This window comes from Streptomyces sp. 840.1 (assembly GCF_003751445.1).
Lineage (GTDB): Bacteria > Actinomycetota > Actinomycetes > Streptomycetales > Streptomycetaceae > Streptomyces.
Genome location: NZ_RJUU01000001.1, coordinates 3,990,632 through 4,013,107 on the forward strand (window position 1 = coordinate 3,990,632; position 22,476 = coordinate 4,013,107).

The following is a 22,476-nucleotide window of genomic DNA, read 5'->3' on the forward strand; positions in this document are numbered from 1 at the left end:
AGCCGGGCCACCGGACAAGGAAGACCATGCCCTTCTTGAGCCGCTTCTCCGGCCTCCCGAAGTACCTCAACCCTGTGCTGCGGCCGCTGGCCCGGTTCGTCCCGCCGATGGCGGTGCTGCATCACCGCGGCCGGCGCAGCGGCAGGCCGTTCGACACCCCCGTGCAGGCTTTCCGGACCCGGACCGGGTTCATCGTCGGCCTTGCCTACACCCCGGACGCGAACTGGGCGAGGAACATCCTGGCCGCAGGCGGCGGCCAGATCAGTCGTGGCGGGCGCCGCTACACCATCGGCCGGCCCCGTCGGCGCGGCCCGGAGGCCCGCGCCGATCTGCCCGCGCCGGTGGGGTTGATGATGCGCAAGCTCGGCATCGACGACTTCCTGGAGTTCGACGCGACCCGCGGCTGAGGCTGTTGCGCATTTCCTCCTGCCACCTCGCGCGACGGCGGCGACGCGATGCTCCGTGCCGGAATCGTGTCGTCGATGCTCGTCGGTCTCGTGGTGGGGCGAGGAGTGGTCGGCGTCCCCGTGCTCACCGGGGCGGAGCGTGAGCAGTTGATCAAGCTCGTCGGGCCCGCCGTGCAGAGCGTGCTGGTCCCGACGCTGCCCACCGACGACGAGGGGACGGGCCCATGATGGCGATCGACGGCCGTGTCTACGTCGAAGGGCGCCGCACCGCGCGCCTGTCCTTACAGGACCTGCCGACGACCTGGGCTCACCCAGGTGATCGACGTGCATCGCGATCGGGGCGATGGTGCAGGCCCGCTCCGCGCCGGCGACCGGCATGGCACCGACGACGAGGTGCAGAACCAGCTACGCAACGTGCTCGACCGCACGATCCGGGCCGGGTCTCTGCTTGAGAACACGCTGAACGCGCACTCCACGCTGGTGGCGATGGATCAGAACGAGGCAATGCGGCGTGTGTCGAACGGGAGTCTCGCCCAGGGTGAGCAGGTGAAGAAGATCTCGTCGTGGGCGGCAATCCTGTTCACCCCGCGCCTGACCGCGTCCATCTTCGACCACATGCCCGAGCCGCACCGGACTTGGGGGCACCCGCTCACCGTCGCCTTGCTGATCGGTTTCGGAGCGGGCCCTTGGGACGTCTTCAAATGGTGCAGCCGGCTGTGGGCGGCCGCCACCGATGCCGCGGCCGGTTCAGGTGCCGGCGGCCTCCCGGTGGTCGGGTGTGAGGAGGTAGGCCGTCGCCATATCGCTGAGTTCGTTCGCGTAGCGTCGCTGGGCCGCGTCGCCGGTCGCCGGGTCGGGGCGTACGGAGTTGTGGAAGCAGGCACCCAGGATGGCGCGTGCCGCGGTGTCCAGCGCCCCCTGCGGGTCGGAGCGCCGGATCTGGTCCGAGTAGGGAGCTGCTGCTTCGAGCAGGAGGCGATGGATCTCGGTGATGGTGCGGGCTCCACGGTCCGAGGGCTTGGCCCCCCGGGCGCGCAGCAGTTCGGTGAAAAGGCTGCTGCTGTCCGCGAACGACTGCAACAGGGCGTGTGCGTAGGCGTCCATGACGCCGGACAGTGACGGATCCGCCGCGCGCAGCCGCTCGGCCACATACTCCTCGCGCCGGTCCAGCATCCGCTCCGTCAGCGCGTTGATCAGCTGCTCTCTGTCCTCGAAGCGGCGGTAGATCGTGCCGACGGCGACGCCCGCGCGTTCCGCGACCCCCGTGATCGTCATTTCATCCAGACCGACCGATGACGCCATGTCCTCGGCCGCCTGCAGCACACGAGCCAGCGTCGCGGCGCTGCGCGCCTGCTGGGGTTGCCGATACGAGGCCGGGCGGTCGTGCTCGTTGGTCATGTTCCGCATCGTATCGGCGGCGGTTTCGGCAAGAACATTTGACAAGTGGTGCATTTTCCCGCGTACTCTCAGAATGTGAATGTGAAGCCACATTCACATTCTATGGAGGTTCGACCATGACCGACAACCAGACAGCTGCGGCCGTGACCGTGGCGCTTGCGTCAGGACCCGCCGGCTCCGGAAGCATCGATGACTTCGAGCTGTTCTACGCGCGCCGCGCCCTGGACCGTTTCCGGACCCTGCTGGGCCGCCAGGGCCTGCTTGATCTGCTGGCCGCGGACATCGAGGAGGGCAATGCCTTCCTGCGGGAGGCTGCGCGCACCTCCTGCGGTGAGTTCCACGCCGGTACGACCGTGCTCCAGGCGCGTGGCCTGACCTCGGGCGAGTTCCTTGAGTGGATGGACGGGGCGTTCGCGGGCGGCGACGAGCGCCCGCTTCTCGCGGCGCACCCCGAGCACTACGCGATGGGTACCGATGAGATCGGAGCGCGCGTGGTGGAGAACATCGGCCCCCACGTCTGTTCCTTCTACATGGGTGGCTGGGGCACCTCCGCGATGGCCTGGGCCGAGGACGCGGACGAACTCCTCCCGGAGTCGGAGTATCCCAGGAAGATGTCTTCCAACCTCTTCCTGGAGGACGGCACAGTCGTTGGGCGGGCGCTGATCCAGTTCGGCGACACCGCCGACGGCTTCACCGCGAACCTGACGGTCTACTTCCCCACGTCGTGTCCCCAGGACGTCCTGGACCACCATCTGCGGCACTACGCCGTCGAGTTCAGGAACTGGATCGTCACCGCGGCGGCGGCCCGCGCCTGAGGGTGCGCGGGTGAGGCCCGCTGCCCGCCCCACGCGGCTTCCGCCGCGGCGAAGCGTCATGGTTCGCTGTTGCCGGTCCGTGCGACGCGGACCGGAATGGGAGCCGGCCTTTGCCACTGGACCGAAGGCAGCGGGCCCCTTCCGGGCGCCAACTGAACCTTGTTGTCCGCCTCTCCCACTCCCTTACCCCGCCCCTGCGAGCATGCCCCGACGGGACAGCCGCCTGGCTCCGTTATTTACTGGTCGATCCTGTGTCGGCTGGATGTTCCCGTTGTACCTCGGCGCGCTGGCGGACGGTCGGTCTGGCGTATGAGCGAGGCTCGGACCATTGCGAGTTGCCGACCCGACTCGAAGGATCCGCCGTGCAGTCGTCCGCTACGGAACGTAGCGGTGTTCGTCGGGGAGCGATGAGGTTGGAGGCCCGTGGGGTCGTCGCTGCTCAGGGGTGATGCGTCGGTCCTCGATGCCGGGCTCCCTTGCTCCTCGGGAGCGGCGGCGGTTGTGATGGGCGGCGAGAGACTCGTGCGGCGAACGCCTAACCGTTCCCGATCGAGCTGGATCGAGGAGGGTGTAGCCGGATGGAAGCGGGCGTATATGTCCGATCCTTCGGCATCGTCGCAGGTGAGAGGCGTCACTCGTTTGGGTTCGAGTCCCACCCGCCCCACCACGGTGCAGAACCGGTTCCCCTGATTGACCAGCACGAACAGCTAGGCCCCCGCTCCGGCGGGGGCCTTTTTGCTGCCTTCGAGGTCCTTGGCCCGGCCGTGGCTCACCCGAAGCGGCAGGGGAGGAGCCGGCTGGTACCGGGAGGTGGCGGGGGATCGTCGGGGCCGACCGGATTCGTACAGGTGCTCGCCTTCCCGGCGGGGCGGGGTCGCCCGTGGCGCGGCTTCGGCGCAGGGGCGGTTCCGCGCCACTCCCTCGCCGCCCGCTTCCGGAGCGCCGGCGCAGACCGGGCCCCCTCGCCAGGCCCCCGATATCGGCTACTCAGGGTACTTATCAGATATTTCAGAGTGTTATGGCGGGTTTCTTCGGTGATCCATGCCATTTCTTAGTCGATCAACCGACTAGTACGACAATCATCCCGGTTTGAAGGAGTTCAGCATGCGCATTTCCGCTTCCGTCCGTTCCCGCAGTCTCCGTGCGGGTGGCGCCGTGGCCGCCGTCGTCGCCGTCGCCGGAGCGACGCTGGCTGGAGCGTCCGCCGCCTACGCCATCCCCGGCGACAGCGGCGACCTCGATGTCCGCTCGGTCGGCTGGAACTCGCGCGGCGGTGACGGAGTCGAGGTCTGCAAGTTCGTCCTCTCGGCCAGCAACTTCGAGTCGCTCCCGGCCGTTCCCTGGACGATCACCGCGCAGCCGCCGACCGTGCCCCCGGGCGACACCCTGCAGAGCACGCTGCCGCTCGTGAACGGCTCGGCGCGCAGCCAGCAGTACCTGCTCCCGGAGGGCACGTACCAGCTGGTGTGGATCGTCCCGGCGGGCCCGAAGCAGAAGAGCTTCCGGGTCGACTGCTCCAAGCCCGGCAACAAGGGCGGCCGTGCGGACGAGGAGAGCCGTGAATCGTCCGTCGGCGCCTCCGAGTCGAACTACGACAAGCCGTCCGGTGGGGTGCCCGCCGGCGGCGGTGGCGTGCCGGACATGATGGACGCCGGCTCCGAGAGCGACTGGAACATGGGGAGCACCGCCGCGCTGGCTGCCGGTACGGCCGGAGCCGCGGGGCTGATCATGGCCCGTCGAGCCGCACGCCGCCGTGCCCGCAACGAGGCATAGGGCCCGCAGCCGACGGCGAAGGCGACGGGGGCCGAGCCGGGCGTGCCGTCTCACGATGACACTGGGCGTGGTCTCCTCGCTGCTGACCGGCATCGTCTGGGCGAGTTCGGACTCGTCCGACGACCCGTCGGCCGCCGCTCACGGGGGCGACTCCGCAGGCGGCGGCGATCTGCCGGGGCGGCAGGTCTCGCACGCACCCCTGTCGCCCTCACGACCGGTGAAGATCGCGGTACCCGGCATCTTCATCGAGGCCCCGGTCATGGGTCTCGGGCTCGACGGCAAGGGGCACCTCGGTGCCCCGCCCCTGAACAAGCCGAGGGTGGTGGGCTGGTACCGGAACGGCCCGTCACCCGGAGACGCGGGAACCTCTCTGATCGTCGGTCACCGCGACACCGAGACAGGCCCGGCGATCTTCCTCAACCTCAACGCTCTGCACCGGGGCGACACGGTGAAGGTCACCCGGGCGGACCGGCGGACAGCGGTGTTCGCCGTCGATGAGGTGAAGACCTACACGAAGGACAAGTTCCCGGACGACAAGGTGTACGGAACCACCAAGCGTCCGGAACTGAGACTCATGACGTGCGGCGGACGCTTCAACAAGAAATCCGGCTACTCGGCCAACGTTGTCGTCTTCGCACACCTGAAGTCACTGAAGAAACAGCCGGCCTGAGGGCCGGCAGCAGTCGGGAGCGGCTGGTACCTCGGGGGCGAGGTACCAGCCGTCCGCGCGTCCGGGGCCTGACCACAGTGGTACGCGGGCGGCGGGTCAGGCGGCCGGGGCGCGCAGCACCGACAGCAGTGCGGTGGCGGCCGGGGCGGGGTTGAAGTCGCTCCAGGCCAGGTACTCGATCCGGGTCGGGCCGTCCGTGACGGGGATGGCTGCCGTGGGGGCGTCCGGGGACAGGATCGCGGGTGGCAGCAGGGCGACCGCGAGGTTCTGTCCGACGAGGTCGAGGATCAGGGCGGGGGACATCGACTCGAAGGTCACGTCCCGCTGGATGCCCGCCGCCTCGAACGCGAGGTCGCTCTGGGCGCGGCCGGGGGTGCCGGCCGGGAAGTCGGCGAAGGTCTCCCCTGACAGATCGGCCAGGCGCAGGCGGCGTCGGCCGGACAGGTGGTGCTCGGGGGAGACGACGGCGACGAGCCGGGCTCTGGCCAGTTCGAGCGTACGGATGCCGGTGGGGGCGGAGTTCTCCGGGAGACCCAGGACCGCGAGGTCCACCGTGCCGTCCTCCACGGCGGAGATGAGCTCGTCGCTGCCCGCCGTGCGCAGGGTGACGCGGACGGCCGGGTGGGCCCGGTGGAAGGTGCGCAGCGCCCGGGGGATGTCGAGGGCGGTGACCGTCGGGACGATCCCGAGCGCGACCCGGCCCCGCAGCTCTCCGACGGCGGCCGCGGCGTCGGCGGCCGCGCGCTCGGCGGCCTCCAGGCTCGCCCGCGCGGCCGGCAGGAACGCCTCGCCCGCCGCCGTGAGTTCGACCCTTCTGCTGGTACGCGCGAACAGGCGCACCCCGAGCTCGTCCTCCAGGGCCTTGATCTGGTGGCTCAGCGCCGACTGGACCACGTAGCACTGCTCGGCGGCGCGCGTGAAGTTCCGGGTCTCTGCCACGGCCAGGACGTATCGCAGTTGACGCAGTTCCATCCATCAATCGTGCCTCACGATCGGTGCGATGAAAACCATGTGTTGGACTCATGGGTGCGGCGGGCCGAGAGTGGTGTGGTGACCACGACGACAGTTCTTCCGCGATCGGCATCCGCGCCACCGGCCCGGCGAGCCGGGCTCACCATCGCCACGGCGTTCGCACCGGCGGTGTGGGGTACGACCTACATCGTCACCACCGAACTGCTGCCGCCCGGCTCGCCCCTCTTCGCAGCGCTGATGCGCGCACTGCCGGCCGGTCTGCTCGGGCTCCTCATCGCGCGCACCCTGCCGCGCGGGGCGTGGTGGTGGAAGGCCGCGCTCCTCGGCACCCTGAACATCGGGGCCTTCTTCCCGCTGCTGTTCATAGCCGCCGAACGCCTCCCCGGCGGGGTGGCCGCGACCCTCGGGGCCTGCCAGCCGGTCCTGGTGGCGCTCCTCGCCGTCCCGGTCCTCTCGGAGCGGCCTTCCCCGTGGCGCCTCGCCTGGGGCGTCGTCGGAGTCGCGGGCGTCGGGCTCGTCGTGCTCGGCCCCGGTGCGGGCTTCGACCCCCTCGGGATTACCGCCGGGCTCGCCGGGGCCGCGGCCATGGCCGGTGGCGTCGTGCTCACCAAACGCTGGGGCCGCCCCGAAGGAGTCAGCGCGGTCGGGTTCGCGAGCTGGCAACTCACGGCGGGCGGACTGGTGCTGCTGGCTCCCGCGCTGCTCGTCGAGGGCGTGCCGGGCGGGGTGGACGGCCGGGCCGTGGCCGGGTACCTGTGGCTGGGCACGTTCGGCGGGCTGATCGCGTACACCCTCTGGTTCAGGGGTCTGCGCACGCTCCCGGTCACCGCGACCGCCCTCCTCGGGCTGCTCTCGCCCCTGGTCGCCGCCTCCCTCGGCGTGCTGCTGGCCGGCGAGGGCCTCGATCCCATCCGGATCACCGGCTTCGCCCTCGCCCTCGCGGCCCTGGCAGCCGGGCAGTTCACTCCCGCACTCCGTCCCCGTACCCGGAAAGGGACCGCTTCATGAACATCACCGTCCTCGGCGCCACCGGAATGGTCGGCTCACGGCTCGTCACCGAAGCCGTCTCGCGCGGCCATCAGGTGGTCGCCGCCTCCCGGCACCCGGACGAGACCTCGTCCGCCGCCGTTACAGCCGTGACCGTCGATGCCGGGGCCCCCGAGGAGTTGCGCGGCGCGGCCCTCGACGCGGCACTCGGCAAGGCCGACGCCGTCCTCCTCGCCATCCGGCCGGCGCCCGGGGACGAGGACGCGATCGCGCCGCTCACCTCTGCCGTGCTCGACGCGGCCGGCCGGGCCGGCGTCCGGCTGCTCGTCATCGGCGGAGCGGGCCCCCTGAGGTCGCCGCGCGATCCTGAGCTGCTCGTGATCGACGACCCGGACCACGTCCCCGCCGCCTGGCGCGCCGTCGCGGCAGCCAGCACGACCCAGTTGCGGGCCTGCCGCGAGCACGTGAACGGCGACTGGGCCTACCTCAGCCCGCCCGCCGTCCTCGAACCCGGCACCCGTACCGGCGGCTACCGCCGTGGAACCACCACGCTGCTGACCGAGCCCGACGGCACCTCACGCATCAGCGCCGAGGATCTCGCTGTCGCCGCGCTCGATGAGATCGAACACCCCGGTGCGCAGAGGCACTTCACCGTGGCGCGGCGCCAGGAGTGACGCCTGCGGATCAGGACTGGCTGACCTCGGCCGAGAACCAGTCCACGCTCATCCCCGCGCCGGAGGTGATGTCGGCCCCGGGGGAGGTGCAGCCGCAGACCTTGTCCGGATACGAACCGCCGATCGCCACGTCGAAGATGGCGAAGTACCCGTGGTCGACGGCGGCCTTCCAGGTCGCGTCGGACACCTCGTTCTGGTTCACCGCGAAGGTCTGGACACCGTCCAGGTAGAAACGCAGATGCTCGGCCGCCGTGTCCCTGCGGTCGACGATCACGGAGTACGTGTGGTAGCCCGTCTGGCAGCCGTCGCAGGCCTGCAGCCCGCTGCTGATGCCGTCGGGATCGTGGCACTCACCGGCCCACTGACCGCAGTGGAAGGTGGTGGAGTGCTGGCTGAGCGCGTTGACGTCCTCCATGATGTCCAGCTCGCCGATGCTCGGCCAGTTGGTGGCCCCGGCCGGGCGGGCGTCGGCGCCCATCGCCCAGAAGGCCGGCCAGTAGCCGAGCCCGTTGGCCGGGTCGGGCTGCTTCAGGGAGGCGCTGAGCTGCATCTGCCCGCCCGCCGGTGCCGCGAAGTCGGTGCGCCGGGTCTCCACCCGGCCGGACGTCCAGTGCCCCGATGCGTCCCGTACGGGCTTGATCACCAGGTGGCCCGAGCCGTCCTGGTAGACGTTCTCCGTCGAGTCCGTCGATGTCTCGATCTCGCCGGTGCCCCAGTTGGCCGCGCCGCCGGGGTAGCTGGTGCCCGTGTCGTAGAGCCAGTCGGCCGTGTCGAGGCCTGTTCCGCCCGCGCCGTCGAAGTCGTCCCTGAACATGGTGGTCCAGTCGGCGGCCGCGCGGGTTCCCGCCGCCGGTTCGTCGGCCGAGGCGGTGCCGGAGAGCCAGTCGGGGCCCGCCAGACCCGTGAGTCCGGCCAGCGGCAGGCAGAGCGCGGCGAGCACGGCCGGCAGACGCCGTCGGGGGCGGCGTCGGGGGGCTGTGGAGGAGCCTGGAAGCCGGGCGAAGAAAGCGATCCTGTTCATGTGGGCTGCTTTCGTGGGGTGGGGGGAGCGGAGGCTGAGAGCGCTCTCAACCGCCATGCGAACGACTGTCGGGCACGGCGGCCGACCCCGTCAAGGTGCTTGCCGCGTTCACTGCCTGAAGCCAACTCGACCGGGATACGGGCAAGTTGACGCACGATTCGTGTGCCGCCGGCCGCCCGGCGCCGCTTCCCTCTCCCCCGCTCGCGGGGTGCCGGCTCAGGGCTTGCGGCCGGCTCCGCAGACCGCGTGGCCCCGCAGGACGTCCGTAGCGTCCGTAGCCGGTCCTGCCTGAGCCCATCGCCCCGAAACGGCCCGCCGGCCCGGCCGGTACCATTCTCCGTGACCGATTCCCTGACCGAGACGACGGACGAGGCCGACGAGCCCGCCCCCCGCGCCCGGATATTCGCCGACCTGACCCCGCTGCGGACCTCCCCCGACTACCGGCGGCTCTGGTTCGGGAACACGGTCTCCTGGGTCGGGCAGGGGATGACGGCGCTCGCCGTCTCGCTCCAGGTGTACGACCTCACCGGGTCCGCGTTCTCCGTCGGGCTCATCGGGTTCTGCTCGCTGGTGCCCCTGGTCGTCTTCGGACTGTACGGCGGTGCCATCGCGGACACCGTCGACCGGCGCAAGCTGGGACTGGCCAGCGCCTTCGGGTCGTTCGCGCTCTCCGTCGCCCTGGTGGCGATCACCGTCGCCGGGGTGGAGCGGGTGGGGCTCCTGTACGGGGTCGTCGCGCTCCAGGCCGTCTGCTTCGCGCTCAACTCACCGGCCCGCAGCTCGATGATCGCCCGGCTCCTGCCGGCCGAACAGCTGCCCGCCGCCAATGCGCTGAACTCCATGACCAGCACCACGGGCGGGCTCGTCGGACCGATGCTCGGCGGGCTCATCGTCGGCTGGTGGGGGTACCGGGCCGCGTACGGCATCGACGCCGTCACCTTCACCGCCTCGCTGTACGCGATGTGGCGGCTGCCCTCCATGCTGCCGGACCGGGGCGAGGGCGCCGCCGGGACCGCGAAGCGGGCATCCGTCCTGGACGGGCTGCGGTTCCTGGGCACCCGGCCCAACCTGCGGATGACCTTCTTCACCGACATGTGCGCCATGGTGCTGGCCAACCCCCGCGCGCTGTTCCCCGTCGTGGCCGTCCTCTGGTACGGGGGCGACGCGAAGACCACCGGACTGCTGGTCGCCGCCCCGGCCCTGGGCGCGCTGCTGGGCGGGGTGTTCTCCGGCTGGCTGGGGCGGATCCGGCGGCACGGGCTCGCCGTGCTCCTCGCGGTCGCGAGCTGGGGCACCGCCATCGCGGTGTTCGGGCTGACCCGGCAGCTCTGGCTCGGGCTCGTCTTCCTGGCACTCGCGGGGGCCGCCGACACCACCTCGATGGTCTTCCGCAACACGATGCTGCAGGCCGCGGTGCCGGACGACATGCGGGGGCGCCTCCAGGGCGTGTTCATCGTCGTCGTGGCGGGCGGCCCCCGGCTCGGGGACTTCCTGGCCGGGTCGGTCGCCGATCTGGTCTCACCCGGTGTGGCCGTCACCGGCGGAGGAATCGCATGCGTGGCCGGCGTGCTGCTGCTGGCCCTGCGGTGGCCCCGGTTCGCGCGCTACGACGCACACCGTCCCGAGGCCTGAGGCGTCTCACGGAGCCGGGGCGGTCAGACAGACCGGCCGCCGCTCAGGCCACGTCCGTGACCTTCGGCATCTCGCCGCCCGTCGTCGTCCCGTCGATCAGCGAGAACGGCGCGCCCTGCGGGTCGGTCAGGGCCGCGAACCGGCCGAACGGGATGGTGAGCGGGCCGAACCGGAGCTGGGCCCCGAGCGCCTCGGCCTTCGCCACCGCCGCGTCGCAGTCCGCGACGGTGAAGTACACGTTCAGGTACGGAGGCACCTCCGGGGGGAAGCCCTCCGTCATCCTCATCCGGCCCAGCACCGGGTCCGCGCCCAGGTCGTAGAGCGTGAAGTCGACCGTGTCGTCCTCCACCCGCTTCACCCCGTACCCGAACACGGCACGGAAGAAGGGGTCCGCCTTCTCCGGCTCCCGGGTGAAGACCTCGGCCCAGCTGTAGGCGCCCGGTACGTTGCGCGCGCCGAACCCCTCGTGGCTGCCCGCCTGCCACACGCCGAACGCCGTCCCGCCCGGGTCGCGGGCCAGCACCATCGTGCCGAACTCCCCGACTTGCATGGGCTCCACCAGCACCTCGCCGCCGTTCTCGCGGATCTTCGCCGCGGTGGCGGCGGCATCCGGCGAGGCGAGGTACAGCGTCCAGGCGGCCGGTACCTCCTGGCCGGGCATCGGAGGCATCAGGGCGGCGACCGCCCTGCCGTCCACGTACGCCTGGGTGTAGTTGCCGAACTCGGGCAGCGAGTCGCCGTAGGTCCACCCCAGCAGCTCACCGTAGAAGCGCTTCGCACCCTCGATGTCACCGAACGTCGCATCGGCCCAGCACGGAGTGCCCTCTGATTCTGCGGCCATGACCTGGCCTCTTTCCTCACTCGGAGACGTGTTCCTGAGCCCGTCGCGGGCTGTCCCCTTTATTACGCTATCTACCCCTCGCTTCCTGTGCGCGTCGAGCCCGTGTCCGCGCCCGGCGGCGGGCCGGGCCTCACGACGGAGCGGGCGACGCCCAGCTCCACCAGGTCCTGCGGGCGCAGCCGCAACTGGTCGGCCGTGGCGTGCACCTGGTCCGGGGAGCGCTTCAGGATCGCCGCCGCGAGCTCCGGGGCGATCACCGAGAAGTAGCTGTCGGCGGTGACGTGGGTGTTGCCCGGTGCGGCCAGGGCCAGCGCGCCGCCCGAACCGCCCTCGCCGATCACCAGGGTCGTGACCGGGACCCGGGCGGCCGCGATCGCCGCGAACGCGTCCGCGATGGCCGCGCCCGCACCGGCCCGTTCCGCCTCGGCGTCGTTGGCGGCCCCGGGGGTGTCGACCAGGGTGAGGACGGGGATGCCGAGCCGGTCGGCCAGCCTGATCACCCGGGCCGCCGTGCGGTAGCCGGCCGGGCGGGTCGCGGTGCCGCACTGGGCGACGTACGCGACGGGCCGCCCCCCGCTGCCCCCGGCCCCCGCACTTCCCTCATTCCCCTCATTCCCCTCGCGCAGTCCGAAGCCGCAGAGCAGCCCGGGGTCCCTCCCCCCGCAGCGGTCCCCGTCGAGCGGTAGCCGTGTACCGAAGTACGCGTCCAGATACGCCTCGGCGCGCGGCCGTGACGCGGACCGGGCCCGGAGCACCGCGTCCCAGCCGGTGGGCGGGAGCCCGGTCCGGGAGAGTGCGGCGGGCACCGGGGCGGGTACCGGGGGCGCGGTGGCCGGGCGGGTCAGCGCCCCCAGCCAGCGGCCCAGGGTCGCGGCCAGCTCCTGCGGCGGGACGATCGCGTCGATCTGGCCAGCCGCCAGCTGGCCCTCTGCGGTGTACGCGGCCGGGTCCGCGCCGGGCGGCCGCACCCGGGAGCCCGCGAAGCCGACCTGCGCCCCGGGCAGCGCCAGGATCACATCGGCGCCCGCGCCCAGGGTCGCCCAGCCACCACCCGTCGTCGGGTCGCGCAGGACCGCGAGCTGCGCCGGTCCGGCCGCCCGCAGCCGGGCCGACGCGGCGGCCACCCGGTGCAGCTGGGTGAGCGCGATCATGCCCTCCTGCATCCGGCTGCCGCCCGTTGCGATCAGCGAGACGAGGGGAAGACGCCGGGAGGCGGCCTCCTCGTAGGCCGCCTCCAGCCGGTCCCCGGTGCGCCGGCCGAGCGAGCCGCCCAGGAAGCCGAACTCGAAGGAGACCAGCACACAGCGGTGGCCGCCGACGGTGGCGAGGCCGTGCACGACGGACTCCCGCTCGCCGGTGCGGGCGGTGGCCCGTGCCCGGGAGTCCGCGTATCCGGTCCAGTCGAGCGGGCCGTCGGCCGAGGTGTCCTCGCGCGGTGCGGTGGACTCGGTGAAGTCGGCGGTGACGGCGGCGATCGCCGCACGGGCGGAGCGCCGGTCAGCCATGGAGCGACCGCTTCATGATCTTGCCCAGGTCGTTGCGCGGCAGCGCGTCCAGGTAGCGGACGGTGCGCGGCCGCTTGTGCGGGGAGAGCTGGGCGGCGACGTGGCCGGCGAGTTCGTCGGCCGGGGGCGGTGAGCCGGGGTCGGCCGGGACCACCCAGGCGACGATCCGCTCGCCCAGGTCCGGGTCGGGTTCGCCGGTGACGGCGGCCTCGCGGACGCCGGGGTGGTCCAGCAGGGCGTTCTCGATCTCGCCCGCGCCGATCTTGTAACCGCCGCTCTTGATCAGGTCGGTGGCCTTGCGGCCGACGATCCGTACGTACCCGTCGGGGTCGAGCGTGGCCATGTCCCCGGTGCGGAACCAGCCGTCGGCGGTGAGCGCTGCGGCCGTCGCGTCGGGGCGGTTGAGGTAGCCGGTGAACAGGTTCGGGCCGCGCACCTGGATCTCGCCGATGGACGCGGGGTCGGTGAGGGCGCTGCCGTCCTCCTCGACCAGGCGGAGTTCGACGCCGCGCAGCGGGCCGCCGACGGTGCCGGGGCGCGGTTCGCCGTCGGCCCGTACGCCCGTGTTTATGAGCGTCTCCGTCATGCCGTACCGCTCGATGACCCGGCGGCCGGTCGCCGCCGCGATCCGCTCGTGGTCGTGGACCGGGAGCGCCGCCGAGCCGGAGACCAGGAGCCGGGCGCCCGCGAGGGCCTTCGTCAGCCCGCCGGACGCGGTGGGGTCGGCAAGCGCTTCCGCGATGCGGTGGTACATCGTCGGCACACCGAACAGCATCGTGCCGCCCGACTCCAGCTCCCGGGCCACGCCCTCGGTGGAGAACCGCCCGAGGTGGCGCACCGAACCGCCCCGCCGCAGCGGGCCCAGGATGCCGAGGATCAGGCCGTGCACGTGGAACAGCGGCAGCGCGTGGACCAGGACGTCGTCGCCGGTCCACTGCCAGGCGTCCTCCAGCGCGTCCAGGGTGGCGGCGATGGCCCGGCGCGGCAGGACCGCGCCCTTGGGCGGGCCGGTGGTGCCCGAGGTGTACACGATCAGGGCGGGGGACTCGGGGGAGGGCTCGGGGAAGGAGGCGGCGGGGGGCTGCGGTGCGGCGGCCGTGTCCACGTCGACCCGGGTCAGCGCGGCCAGTGCGGGCGGCAGTACGTCACCGGCCGCCGCCAGCACCGTGGTGGGCGCGCTGTCGGAGACGATGTGGGCCAGCTCCCGCTCGCCCGTCTTCGGGTTGAGCGGTACGGCGGGCACGCCCGCCCGTAGCGCGGCGACCACCGCGACCACCGTCTCCGGGGTCGCGGTGGCCCAGACGGCTACCCGCCCGGCCTGTGCGATCCGGGTGGCGAGTGCGTCCGCCGCTGCGGCCAACCGGGCGTAACCGAGGGACTGTTCACCGAACCGGACGGCTTCACGGGTGGCCGGCGAACCGGCGGGGTCCTGGAGTGCAGGCAAGAGTGACATCACTCTGCGAACCCTAGAGAGGTGAAGCGCTTCCGTCCTCGGAACGTGTCCCGCAACCGGTGCCGGATGGCTGTACGGGGCATCCGGCGGGGATTTGGATACGACCTTGACAAATTAATTTTGCGTTGCCAGCATGCAAAAAGTTCACTCCGGCAGGGCATCTCGGCGCGGCGCGAAGCAAGAACCGGTTCGCATCGCCGCCCCTCCGGCAGCACACGCACGTCGCAAAGCGCGACAGCGCCTTGCCTGACAACCCCACGCACCGTCAGGAAGGAAGCGTTCATGCCTCTGTCCCCACCCCTGTGGTCCAGGGTCCTCACGGCCCTCACCCTGGTGGCCACCGGTGGTCTCGCCGCCGGTACCGCCGTGGCCGCGCCTGCGGCGCCCACCGCGCAGCACATCCGGGCCGACATCCCGGCCGCCGACTACCAGCAGGTCCAACTGGCCCTCGGGCCTGACGAGTTGGGCGAGGCCATGTCTCTTGCCGTGCTCCCGGACAAGTCGGTCGTCCACACTGCCCGGGACGGCACGGTCCGGCTGACCGACGCCGCCGGGACGACGAAGACGTCCGCCAAGCTCAATGTCTACACGCATGACGAGGAGGGGCTGCAGGGCGTCGCGGCCGACCCGGACTTCGCCACCAACCGCTACCTCTACCTCTATTACTCACCCGTGCTGAACACCCCGGCCGGTGACGCCCCGGTGACGGGCACCGCCGCCGACTTCGAGGCCTGGAAGGGCCACCTGAACCTCTCCAGGTTCACGATGAAGGCCGACGGCACCCTCGACACCGCGAGCGAGAAGGTCCTGCTCGAAGTCGGCAACGACCGGGGCCAGTGCTGTCACGTCGGCGGTGACATCGACTTCGACGCCGCCGGGAACCTCTACCTGACCACCGGCGACGACACCAACCCCTTCGAGTCGGCCGGTTACGCGCCGATCGACGAACGCACCGAACGCAACCCGCAGTTCGACGCCCAGCGCTCCTCCGGCAACACCAACGACCTGCGCGGCAAGCTGCTGCGGATCAAGCCGACCGCCGACGGCGGCTACACCGTCCCGGCCGGCAACCTCTTCGCCCCCGGCACGGAGAAGACCCGCCCGGAGATCTACGCGATGGGCTTCCGCAACCCGTTCCGGATGTCCGTCGACAAGCCGACCGGCACCGTCTACGTGGGCGACTACGGCCCCGACGCCGGCACCACCGACGCCAACCGGGGCCCCGGCGGCCAGGTCGAGTTCGACCGCGTCACCGGCCCCGGCAACTTCGGCTGGCCGTACTGCACGGGCACCAACACCACCTCGGAGGCGTACAACGAGTACACCTTCCCGAGCGGCCCGTCCGGTGCGAAGTACGACTGCGCGGGCGGCCCGGCCAACAACTCCTTCCGCAACACCGGCCGGCCGAAGCTGCCCGCCGTGAAGTCCGCCTGGATCAAGTACGGCGGTGACTCGGGCACTCCGCCCGAGTTCGGCGGCGGTTCCGAATCGCCGATGGCCGGACCCGTCTACCACTACGACGCGGACCTCGACTCGGGCGTGAAGTTCCCCGAGTCCCTCGACGGCCGCTTCTTCGCCACCGAGTACGGCCGTAAGTGGATCAAGCCGATCGAGGTGAAGGCCGACGGCTCACCCGGGACGATCGACACCTTCCCGTGGACCGGCACCCAGGTCATGGACTCCGCGTTCGGCCCGGACGGCGCGCTGTACGTCCTGGACTACGGCACCGGCTCCGGCAACCAGGCGCTGTACCGCGTCGAGTACCTGGCGGGCAGCAACCGCTCCCCGGTCGCCAAGGCCGCCGCGGACCGCACCTCCGGACCCACCCCGCTCGACGTCGCCTTCTCGGCGGCCGGCAGCGCGGACCCCGAGGGCGGGGCACTGAGCTACTCCTGGGACTTCGGGGACGGCGCCACCTCCACCGACGCGAACCCGCACCACACCTACACCACCGCCGGAACCTTCAACCCGACCCTCACGGTCACCGACCCCGACGGACTCACCGGCACCGCCAGCCTCGTCGTGACGGCAGGCAACACCGCCCCCACGGTCACCCTCACCACCCCTGCCGACGGGAAGCTCTTCTCCTTCGGTGACTCCGTGCCGTTCACCGTCACGGTCACCGATCCCGAGGACGGGGCCGTCGACTGCTCGAAGGTCAAGGTGACCTACCTCCTGGGCCACGACAGCCACCGCCACCAGATCACCTCGAAGAACGGCTGCTCCGGCACCATCGACGTACCCGTCGACGGCGAGCACGACAGCGCCGCCAACATCTACGGGGTCTTCGACGCCGAGTACACCGACGCCGGCGGGCTCACCGGCCACGGTGACAGCATCCTCCAGCCCCGCCACCGGCAGGCCGAGCACTTCGCCGCCCAGTCCGGCATCGAGCCCGCCCAGCACGGAGCGGCGGAGGGCGGCGCCACCGTCGGCTTCACCGACAACGGCGACTGGATCTCCTTCGAGCCGTACGCCCTCGCCGACGCCACCGGCATCTCGGCCCGGGTCTCCTCCGCCGGTCCCGGCGGCACGCTGGAGGTGCGCGCGGGTTCCCCCACCGGCACCCTGCTCTCCACCCTGACCGTCGCACCCACCGGCGGCTGGGAGACCTTCACCGACGTCTCGGCGGACGTGAGCAACGCGCCCGCGGGCACCACCGAACTCTTCCTCGTCTTCAAGGGGCCCACGGGCCAGGGGAACCTGTTCGACCTGGACGCCTTCACCTTCGAGACGCAGGGGTGACGGCACATGAGACGACAACTCGCCCGGCGCGCACGGCATGTGGCGTGCGCCGCCGCCCTGGCCCTCGGCGCGGCCTTCCTGGCCCCCGCCCCCGCGGGAGCCGCCGCGGCCGCTGACCCGTACGACGTGCTGGTCTTCTCCAAGACCGCCGGATTCCGGCACGACTCCATCCCGGCCGGCATCACCGCGATCCAGGAACTGGGCGCGGCGGACGGCTTCGACGTCACCGCCACCGAGGACGCCGCCGCCTTCACCCCGGGGAATCTCGCCGGGTACGAGGCGGTGGTCTTCCTCTCCACCACCGGCGACGTCCTGAACACCGCGCAGCAGGACGCCCTGTCGGCGTACGTGGACGGCGGCGGCGGATTCGTCGGCGTCCACGCGGCCGCCGACACCGAGTACGACTGGCCGTCCTACGAACACCTCGTCGGCGCCTGGTTCAAGAGCCACCCGGCGATCCAGGAGGCGAAGGTCCTCACCGAGGACCACGCCAACCCGGCGACCTCGCACCTGGACGACGTGTGGACCAGGACCGACGAGCTGTACAACTACCGCACCAACCCGCGCGCCGACGTCCACGTGCTCCAGACCCTGGACGAGAGCAGCTACACCGGCGGCGAGATGGGCGGCGACCACCCGATCACGTGGTGCCACCCGCAGCAGCAGGGGCGGTCCTTCTACACCGGTCTCGGCCACACCATCGAGTCCTACAGCGATCCGGACTTCCGCCAACTGCTGCTCGGCGGCATCCAGTACGCGGCCGGCGCGGTGCAGGCCGACTGCGGCTCCGGAGCCACGGACCCCGGTGACGACCCCGTGGAGGCGGAGTCGTACACCTCCTCCTCCGGCGTGCAGAGCGCAGCGCACGCCGGAGCGGGCGGCGGGGCCACCCTCGGCTACATCGACAACGGCGACTGGGCGGGCTACGCCTCGGTCGACACGGCCGGGGCCGCCTCCTTCACCGCCAAGGTCTCGTCGGCCGGGGCGGGCGGCACCATCGAGGTGCGCTCCGGCTCGGCCACCGGAGCGCTGCTCGGCTCGGTGGACGTCGCCCCGACCGGCGGCTGGGAGACCTTCACCCAGGTGACCGGCGCCCTCAGCGGCGCCGGTTCGGGCCCGCTGTTCCTCCGGTTCACCGGCGGAGCGGGCTCCCTCTTCGACATCGACAGCTTCACGCTGGCCGGGAAGCAGGGGACCAAGGCCGCCGGCTCCTCCAACGTGCACCTCTTCTACTACCCCTGGTACGGCACCCCGGAGACCAACGGCAGCTGGCGCCACTGGGAACAGGGCGGCCACACCCCGCCCGACGACATCGGCGCCGACCTCTACCCGAAGCTCGGCCCGTACGACTCCGGCGACGCCGCCGGGGCCGTCGAGCAGCACATGAAGTGGATCGAGCAGTCGGGCGCCGGAGTCATCGTCTACAGCTGGTGGGGACAGGGCGGCTACGAGGACAAGCTCGCCCCGGCAGTCCTGGCAGCCGCCGCCCGGCACGGCATCAAGGTCGCCTGGCACATCGAACCGTACGGCGACCGGACGGCGGCCTCCGTGGTCGACGACATCGCCTATCTGAACGCCACGTACGGCGACAGCCCCGCCTACTACCGGGACGCCGAGCACGGCAACCGTCCGGCGTTCTACATCTTCGAGAGCCTGAGGATCCAGGACTGGACGGCGCTGGACGCCGTGCGCGACAGCGCCATCGTCCTCGCCCAGACCACCGACACCACCAAGGTCGCGCACTTCGGCGGGATCTACACCTACGACGGCATCGCCGGTGCCACCGCCCCAGGCTGGAAGCAGGCGGGGGAGTACGCCGAGGCCAACAACCTGGTCTGGGCGCCCTCGGTCGCCCCCGGCTACATCGACGACCGGGCCGTTCCCGGCAACACCACACCCACCCTGGGACGCGAGGACGGCGCCTCCTACGACCTGGAGTGGAGCAACGCGCTCGACCCGGCCATCGGCGGATCGCCCTCCTGGGTCTCCGTCACCTCCTTCAACGAATGGCACGAGGGCAGCCCGATCGAACCCGCGTCGGGCAACCCGCCCGCCGGACACGGCTACCAGAGTTACGAAGGGGCGTACGGGAAGACGGGGGCCGCCGCCGAGACGGCCTACCTCGACCGGACGGCGTACTGGGCGCAGAAGTTCGAACAGCAGCGCACCGCCGCCGCGTCCGCGCACTGAGCGGACCCACGACGAACGGCAGCGTCCCGGCGGGGACGCTGCCGTTCTCCTTGCGCCCGGGCCCTCAGGCGTCCCGCTGGATGGTCCGCATCCGCCCGTACGCGTACACACAGCCGGCCAGCGCCAGATCGGACAGCAGCATGAAACCGATCGAGTACGAGCCCTTCGAGCTGTAGATCGCGCCCATGACCAGCGGCGGGACGAAGCCGCCGAGACCGCCCATCGCGCCGACGATCCCGGTGACGCTGCCCACCTTGGCCTGCGGAGTCACCTGCGAGACGAGGGCGAAGACACTGCCGCTCGCGGTACCGAGACCGGCGGCCATGATCAGCAGCGCGACCGTCCCGCCGGGCACCAGCTTCGGGTCGAAGGCCTGGACGATCGCCATCAGGGCGGCCACCCCGAGCGCCGCCGAGGAGACCAGCGCCGGGTGCATCCGGTCCGAGAGCCAGCCGCCGATCGGCCGGAAGACCACCGTGACCAGGGCGAACCCGGCGGCCTTCGTACCGGCGTCGGTGGGGGAGAGGTCGTACCAGGTCTTCAGGTACGTCGGCAGGTAGACGCCGAACGCCACGATGCCGCCGAAGCCGATCGCGTACAGCGCCGACAGCTCCCACGTCACCCGCAGCCGCCCCGCCGCACCCAGCCGGTGGGCCAGGGTGTCCGTCGGCACCTGCCGCCCCGGCCGGTCGTTGACCAGCACCGCCGCCAGCGCCGCGTACACCACGAGCGCCCCGGCGACCACCAGGAACGGCAGGTTGTCACCGTGCTCGGCGATCCGCGGGGTGAAGTACCCGGACAGCGCCACACCGCCCATGCCCATGCCGAACACCCCGAGGGCCAGGCCCCGTTCGGCGGGCGGGAACCACGAGTTGACCAGCGGGATACCGATCGCGAACGTGGTACCGCCCAGGCCCAGCAGGAAGCCCACCGCCAGCATCGCGCCGTAGGAGTTCTTCGCCGGGATCAGCAGCAGCACCGGCACGATGGTGAGCGCCGAGATCAGCGGGAACATCAGCCGCGCACCGAACTTGTCGGTGAGCGCGCCCACCGGGATCCGGCCCAGCGAACCGACCAGCACGGGCACGGCCACCAGCAGCGACTGCTGGAACGAGCTCAGCCCGAGCCGCTCCTTGTAGGAGTCGGACATGGGCGCGATCAGGTTCCACGCCCAGAAGGTGAGCGCGAAGCCGATCGTGGCCATCACGAGGTTGCGATAGGCGGCGCCGGAGGCGCCCGGGGCGGCCGGTGCCGGTGACTGCTTGACGGCTGTGTCCACACAGTCAGTCAAGGGCGCGGCCATGCCCCCGGCCCGTCGGCGTGCTCCATCCGGGGGCCGGGAACGACCCGTCCGAAGTCGCGAATGTCCGAAAGCTGCGACAATCGCGGTATGGACCGTCTGGACAGGGAAATCCTCGGCGTTCTCCAGGAGGACGCGCGGATCTCGTACCGCGATCTGGGAGCGCGGGTCGGGCTCAGCGCCAACGCGGCGGCCGACCGGGTGCGGCGGCTGCGCCGGGACGGCGTCATCCGCGGCTTCACCGTGATCATCGACCCGGCCGCCGACACCCGGACCGGCCTCGTCGTCTTCATCGACGTCACCCTGCGTATGGACACCACCAACGAGGTCTTCGAGCGGGCCGTGCTGACCCTGCCCGGAATCACCGAGGTGGTGCATGTGACGGGCGGGCACGACTACCTCGTACGGGCCACCGCCGCCGACACCGCGGCGCTGGACGCGCTGCTGCGCAGGCTGCGGCGGGAGGCGGGCGTCGCCCACTCCAGCACCAGGGTCGCGCTCAGAGGGGCGCCTGCCAGCTGACGGCAGGCGGCCGCGTGCCGTCCTCCTCCCGCCCGTCGTCCCGGACCGTCAGCCGGACGGCGGCCCGGCCGTCCGGCAGTACCGCCGTCGCGTCGACCACCACCTCGATCTCCGAGACCCCGGACCGCCGGTGCGCGGCCGCCAGCGCTCCGCGCAGCGCGGCCAGCAGCTGCCCGCTCACCGGCTCCCGCACGAGGGCGTCCACCGCCCCGGTGAAGTGCACCGACGGCTGGAAGCCGAGCACCGAGCCCGCGCCCCGGGTCTCCCGCAGCACCTGGCCGCGGAAGGTGGTGGGGGCCTGGGCGGGGGGCTGCTGGAGGGCGAAGATGGTCGTGCGGACCTCCTGGATCGTGGAGTCCAGCTCGTCGACGGCCCTGCCCAGCAGTTCGTCGGTCTGCCCGGTGGCGGCGCGGCGGCGGGTCGACTCCAGCATCATCTCGGTGGCGAACAGCCGCTGGACGACGAGATCGTGCAGATCGCGGGCGATCCGGTCCCGGTCCTCGTACACCGCGAGCTGCTCCCGGTCGTGCTGCGCGTCCGCCAGGACCAGTGCGAGGGCGGCCTGCGAGGCGAACTGCGAGGCCAGCAGCCGGTCCACCGCCGTGTACGGGCGGGCGCCGCGCCGCCGGGGCAGGGCGAGGGTGCCGATGAGCCGCCCGCCGCTCTGCAGCGGCAGCATCATGCTGGGGCCGAAGCGGGACCGTACGTGGGTGGTCATCCGGGGATCGGTCGCGGAGTCCTCCAGGAAGACCGGCTCGCCGCCCAGCAGCTGCACCAGGACGGGGGAGCCGGGTTCGATGGCGGTGCCCACCAGGCCGGCCGGATCCTCCAGCGTGGAGGCGGCGACGATCTCCATGCCGCCCTCCTCGGTCGGCTGGAGGATCACCCCGGCCGTCGCGTCGCTGAGGATTCTGGCCCGTTCCGCCACGGTCATCAGGGCGTCGGCCGCGTTCTCGCCGGTCAGCAGGGTGTTGGTGACGGCGGCGGCGCCCTCGATCCAGCGTTCGCGCCGGCGGACCGTGTCGTAGAGCCGGGCGTTGCCGATCGCGATCCCGGCCTGCGAGGCGAGGACCCGCAGGAGTGCCGCGTCGGTCTCGGTGAAGTGCGCGGTGCTCTTCTCGGTGAGGTAGATGTTCCCGAAGACCTCGTCGTGGACCAGGATCGGGGCGCCGAGGAACGAGCGCATCGGGGGGTGGCCCGGGGGCATTCCGGTGGCGCGCGGGTCGGCGGTGAGGTCGTCGGAGCGCAGCGGCCGCGACTCCTCGATGAGCGCGCCGAGCATGCCCGTGTGGCCGTCCGGGAAGTCCCCGACGGCGGCCTGTTCGTCGTCGGTCAGGCCGTGGATGAACAGTTCCCGGATGGTGCCGCGCGCGGGGTCCAGTACGCCCAGCGCGCCGTAGCGGGCCCCGGTGAGGGCGGCGGCGGTGTCGATGATCTGCTGGAGGGTGGCCCGTAGTTCGAGATCGGTGCCGACGCTCAGCACCGCCTCCAGGAGCATCGGCAGCCGGGGTGCCTGCGGGACCCTTCCGCGGGGCGCCGGGTCGCGTGGTTCGTCGGTCATCCGCCGCAGA

General features: G+C 71.8%; 18 protein-coding genes and 1 pseudogene. 11 read left to right on the forward strand and 8 right to left on the reverse strand.

Going from position 1 to position 22,476, the window contains the following annotated elements; translation table 11 throughout:
- Positions 1-26: 26 nt before the first annotated feature.
- A complete protein-coding gene (locus tag EDD93_RS18105; protein WP_123526117.1) occupies positions 27-407 on the forward strand; it encodes a nitroreductase family deazaflavin-dependent oxidoreductase in 381 nt (126 codons plus the stop codon).
- Positions 408-452: 45 nt separating this feature from the next.
- Positions 453-635: pseudogene (locus EDD93_RS39415) on the forward strand (hypothetical protein); the annotation flags it as partial.
- A gap of 519 nt (positions 636-1,154) precedes the next feature.
- On the opposite strand, the gene EDD93_RS18115 reads toward EDD93_RS39415, so the two are convergent.
- Complete coding sequence (locus EDD93_RS18115) at positions 1,155-1,805, reverse strand: TetR/AcrR family transcriptional regulator (protein ID WP_260255767.1); 651 nt, start codon at positions 1,803-1,805, stop codon at positions 1,155-1,157.
- Between the two features lie 116 nt (positions 1,806-1,921).
- Here EDD93_RS18115 and EDD93_RS18120 point away from each other — a divergent pair, with 116 nt between their 5' ends.
- The 3 genes from EDD93_RS18120 to EDD93_RS18130 all read left to right on the forward strand — a co-directional run bounded on the left by EDD93_RS18120 (position 1,922) and on the right by EDD93_RS18130 (position 5,063).
- Positions 1,922-2,620 carry a hypothetical protein gene (locus EDD93_RS18120; RefSeq protein WP_123526120.1) on the forward strand — a complete coding sequence of 233 codons (699 nt, stop codon included), beginning with the start codon at positions 1,922-1,924 and terminating at the stop codon, positions 2,618-2,620.
- Between the two features lie 1,104 nt (positions 2,621-3,724).
- Positions 3,725-4,393, forward strand: a complete 669-nt coding sequence (locus tag EDD93_RS18125) for a hypothetical protein (RefSeq protein ID WP_123526121.1) — start codon at positions 3,725-3,727, stop codon at positions 4,391-4,393.
- Positions 4,394-4,448: 55 nt separating this feature from the next.
- Complete coding sequence (locus tag EDD93_RS18130) at positions 4,449-5,063, forward strand: class F sortase (RefSeq protein ID WP_123526122.1); 615 nt, start codon at positions 4,449-4,451, stop codon at positions 5,061-5,063.
- 96 nt (positions 5,064-5,159) lie between these two features.
- Here EDD93_RS18130 and EDD93_RS18135 read toward each other — a convergent pair whose 3' ends face one another.
- Positions 5,160-6,035 (reverse strand): LysR family transcriptional regulator, encoded by an 876-nt coding sequence (locus EDD93_RS18135; protein WP_123526123.1) that lies wholly within the window; start codon positions 6,033-6,035, stop codon positions 5,160-5,162.
- A gap of 75 nt (positions 6,036-6,110) precedes the next feature.
- Between EDD93_RS18135 and EDD93_RS18140 the strand changes: the two genes are divergently transcribed.
- Both EDD93_RS18140 and EDD93_RS18145 read left to right on the forward strand, forming a co-directional pair.
- Positions 6,111-7,043, forward strand: coding sequence for an EamA family transporter (locus EDD93_RS18140; protein ID WP_221217348.1), 933 nt, complete (start codon positions 6,111-6,113; stop codon positions 7,041-7,043).
- Positions 7,040-7,696: an NAD(P)-dependent oxidoreductase gene (locus EDD93_RS18145; RefSeq protein ID WP_123526125.1), complete on the forward strand. Its 657-nt coding sequence runs from the start codon at positions 7,040-7,042 to the stop codon at positions 7,694-7,696. The genes EDD93_RS18140 and EDD93_RS18145 overlap by 4 nt, the downstream gene beginning before the upstream one ends.
- A gap of 10 nt (positions 7,697-7,706) precedes the next feature.
- On the opposite strand, the gene EDD93_RS18150 is transcribed toward EDD93_RS18145, so the two are convergent.
- Positions 7,707-8,717: a glycoside hydrolase family 16 protein gene (locus tag EDD93_RS18150; RefSeq protein ID WP_123526126.1), complete on the reverse strand. Its 1,011-nt coding sequence runs from the start codon at positions 8,715-8,717 to the stop codon at positions 7,707-7,709.
- 339 nt (positions 8,718-9,056) lie between these two features.
- Between EDD93_RS18150 and EDD93_RS18155 the strand changes: the two genes are divergently transcribed.
- On the forward strand, positions 9,057-10,349 hold the full coding sequence (locus EDD93_RS18155) for an MFS transporter (RefSeq protein ID WP_123526127.1): 1,293 nt from the start codon (positions 9,057-9,059) through the stop codon (positions 10,347-10,349).
- A 43-nt stretch (positions 10,350-10,392) separates the two neighbouring features.
- Here EDD93_RS18155 and EDD93_RS18160 read toward each other — a convergent pair whose 3' ends face one another.
- The 3 genes from EDD93_RS18160 to EDD93_RS18170 form a co-directional block, all read right to left on the reverse strand.
- Positions 10,393-11,190 (reverse strand): VOC family protein, encoded by a 798-nt coding sequence (locus EDD93_RS18160; protein ID WP_123526128.1) that lies wholly within the window; start codon positions 11,188-11,190, stop codon positions 10,393-10,395.
- 71 nt (positions 11,191-11,261) lie between these two features.
- On the reverse strand, positions 11,262-12,695 hold the full coding sequence (locus EDD93_RS18165) for a carboxyl transferase domain-containing protein (protein WP_123526129.1): 1,434 nt from the start codon (positions 12,693-12,695) through the stop codon (positions 11,262-11,264).
- Positions 12,688-14,148, reverse strand: coding sequence for an acyl-CoA synthetase (locus EDD93_RS18170; RefSeq protein WP_123526130.1), 1,461 nt, complete (start codon positions 14,146-14,148; stop codon positions 12,688-12,690). Before EDD93_RS18170 ends, EDD93_RS18165 begins: the two co-directional genes overlap by 8 nt.
- A 282-nt stretch (positions 14,149-14,430) precedes the next feature.
- Here EDD93_RS18170 and EDD93_RS18175 point away from each other — a divergent pair, with 282 nt between their 5' ends.
- Positions 14,431-16,893 (forward strand): PQQ-dependent sugar dehydrogenase, encoded by a 2,463-nt coding sequence (locus tag EDD93_RS18175; RefSeq protein WP_123526131.1) that lies wholly within the window; start codon positions 14,431-14,433, stop codon positions 16,891-16,893.
- Positions 16,894-16,899: 6 nt separating this feature from the next.
- The gene (locus EDD93_RS18180) at positions 16,900-19,083 is read left to right on the forward strand and encodes a ThuA domain-containing protein (RefSeq protein ID WP_123526132.1); all 2,184 of its coding nucleotides are present in this window, start codon (positions 16,900-16,902) and stop codon (positions 19,081-19,083) included.
- Positions 19,084-19,147: 64 nt separating this feature from the next.
- Here EDD93_RS18180 and EDD93_RS18185 read toward each other — a convergent pair whose 3' ends face one another.
- Positions 19,148-20,362, reverse strand: coding sequence for an MFS transporter (locus EDD93_RS18185; RefSeq protein WP_185092362.1), 1,215 nt, complete (start codon positions 20,360-20,362; stop codon positions 19,148-19,150).
- Between the two features lie 111 nt (positions 20,363-20,473).
- On the opposite strand from EDD93_RS18185, the gene EDD93_RS18190 reads away from it, so the two are divergent.
- On the forward strand, positions 20,474-20,905 hold the full coding sequence (locus EDD93_RS18190) for an Lrp/AsnC family transcriptional regulator (RefSeq protein WP_123526134.1): 432 nt from the start codon (positions 20,474-20,476) through the stop codon (positions 20,903-20,905).
- Here EDD93_RS18190 and EDD93_RS18195 read toward each other — a convergent pair.
- Entirely contained in the window at positions 20,883-22,466 is a 1,584-nt protein-coding gene (locus tag EDD93_RS18195; protein ID WP_123526135.1) for a GAF domain-containing protein, read from the reverse strand. The genes EDD93_RS18190 and EDD93_RS18195 overlap by 23 nt on opposite strands.
- Between the last annotated feature and the right edge of the window lie 10 nt (positions 22,467-22,476).

Coding starts and splice junctions, on each gene's coding strand:
- EDD93_RS18135 (WP_123526123.1), bottom strand. CDS start 6,035: ATGGAACTGCGTCAACTGCGATACGTCCTGGCCGTGGCAGAGACCCGG.
- EDD93_RS18170 (WP_123526130.1), bottom strand. CDS start 14,148: ATGTCACTCTTGCCTGCACTCCAGGACCCCGCCGGTTCGCCGGCCACC.
- EDD93_RS18130 (WP_123526122.1), top strand. CDS start 4,449: ATGACACTGGGCGTGGTCTCCTCGCTGCTGACCGGCATCGTCTGGGCG.
- EDD93_RS18165 (WP_123526129.1), bottom strand. CDS start 12,695: ATGGCTGACCGGCGCTCCGCCCGTGCGGCGATCGCCGCCGTCACCGCC.
- EDD93_RS18125 (WP_123526121.1), top strand. CDS start 3,725: ATGCGCATTTCCGCTTCCGTCCGTTCCCGCAGTCTCCGTGCGGGTGGC.
- EDD93_RS18145 (WP_123526125.1), top strand. CDS start 7,040: ATGAACATCACCGTCCTCGGCGCCACCGGAATGGTCGGCTCACGGCTC.
- EDD93_RS18195 (WP_123526135.1), bottom strand. CDS start 22,466: ATGACCGACGAACCACGCGACCCGGCGCCCCGCGGAAGGGTCCCGCAG.
- EDD93_RS18175 (WP_123526131.1), top strand. CDS start 14,431: ATGCCTCTGTCCCCACCCCTGTGGTCCAGGGTCCTCACGGCCCTCACC.
- EDD93_RS18160 (WP_123526128.1), bottom strand. CDS start 11,190: ATGGCCGCAGAATCAGAGGGCACTCCGTGCTGGGCCGATGCGACGTTC.
- EDD93_RS18115 (WP_260255767.1), bottom strand. CDS start 1,805: ATGACCAACGAGCACGACCGCCCGGCCTCGTATCGGCAACCCCAGCAG.
- EDD93_RS18190 (WP_123526134.1), top strand. CDS start 20,474: ATGGACCGTCTGGACAGGGAAATCCTCGGCGTTCTCCAGGAGGACGCG.
- EDD93_RS18150 (WP_123526126.1), bottom strand. CDS start 8,717: ATGAACAGGATCGCTTTCTTCGCCCGGCTTCCAGGCTCCTCCACAGCC.
- EDD93_RS18180 (WP_123526132.1), top strand. CDS start 16,900: ATGAGACGACAACTCGCCCGGCGCGCACGGCATGTGGCGTGCGCCGCC.
- EDD93_RS18120 (WP_123526120.1), top strand. CDS start 1,922: ATGACCGACAACCAGACAGCTGCGGCCGTGACCGTGGCGCTTGCGTCA.
- EDD93_RS18105 (WP_123526117.1), top strand. CDS start 27: ATGCCCTTCTTGAGCCGCTTCTCCGGCCTCCCGAAGTACCTCAACCCT.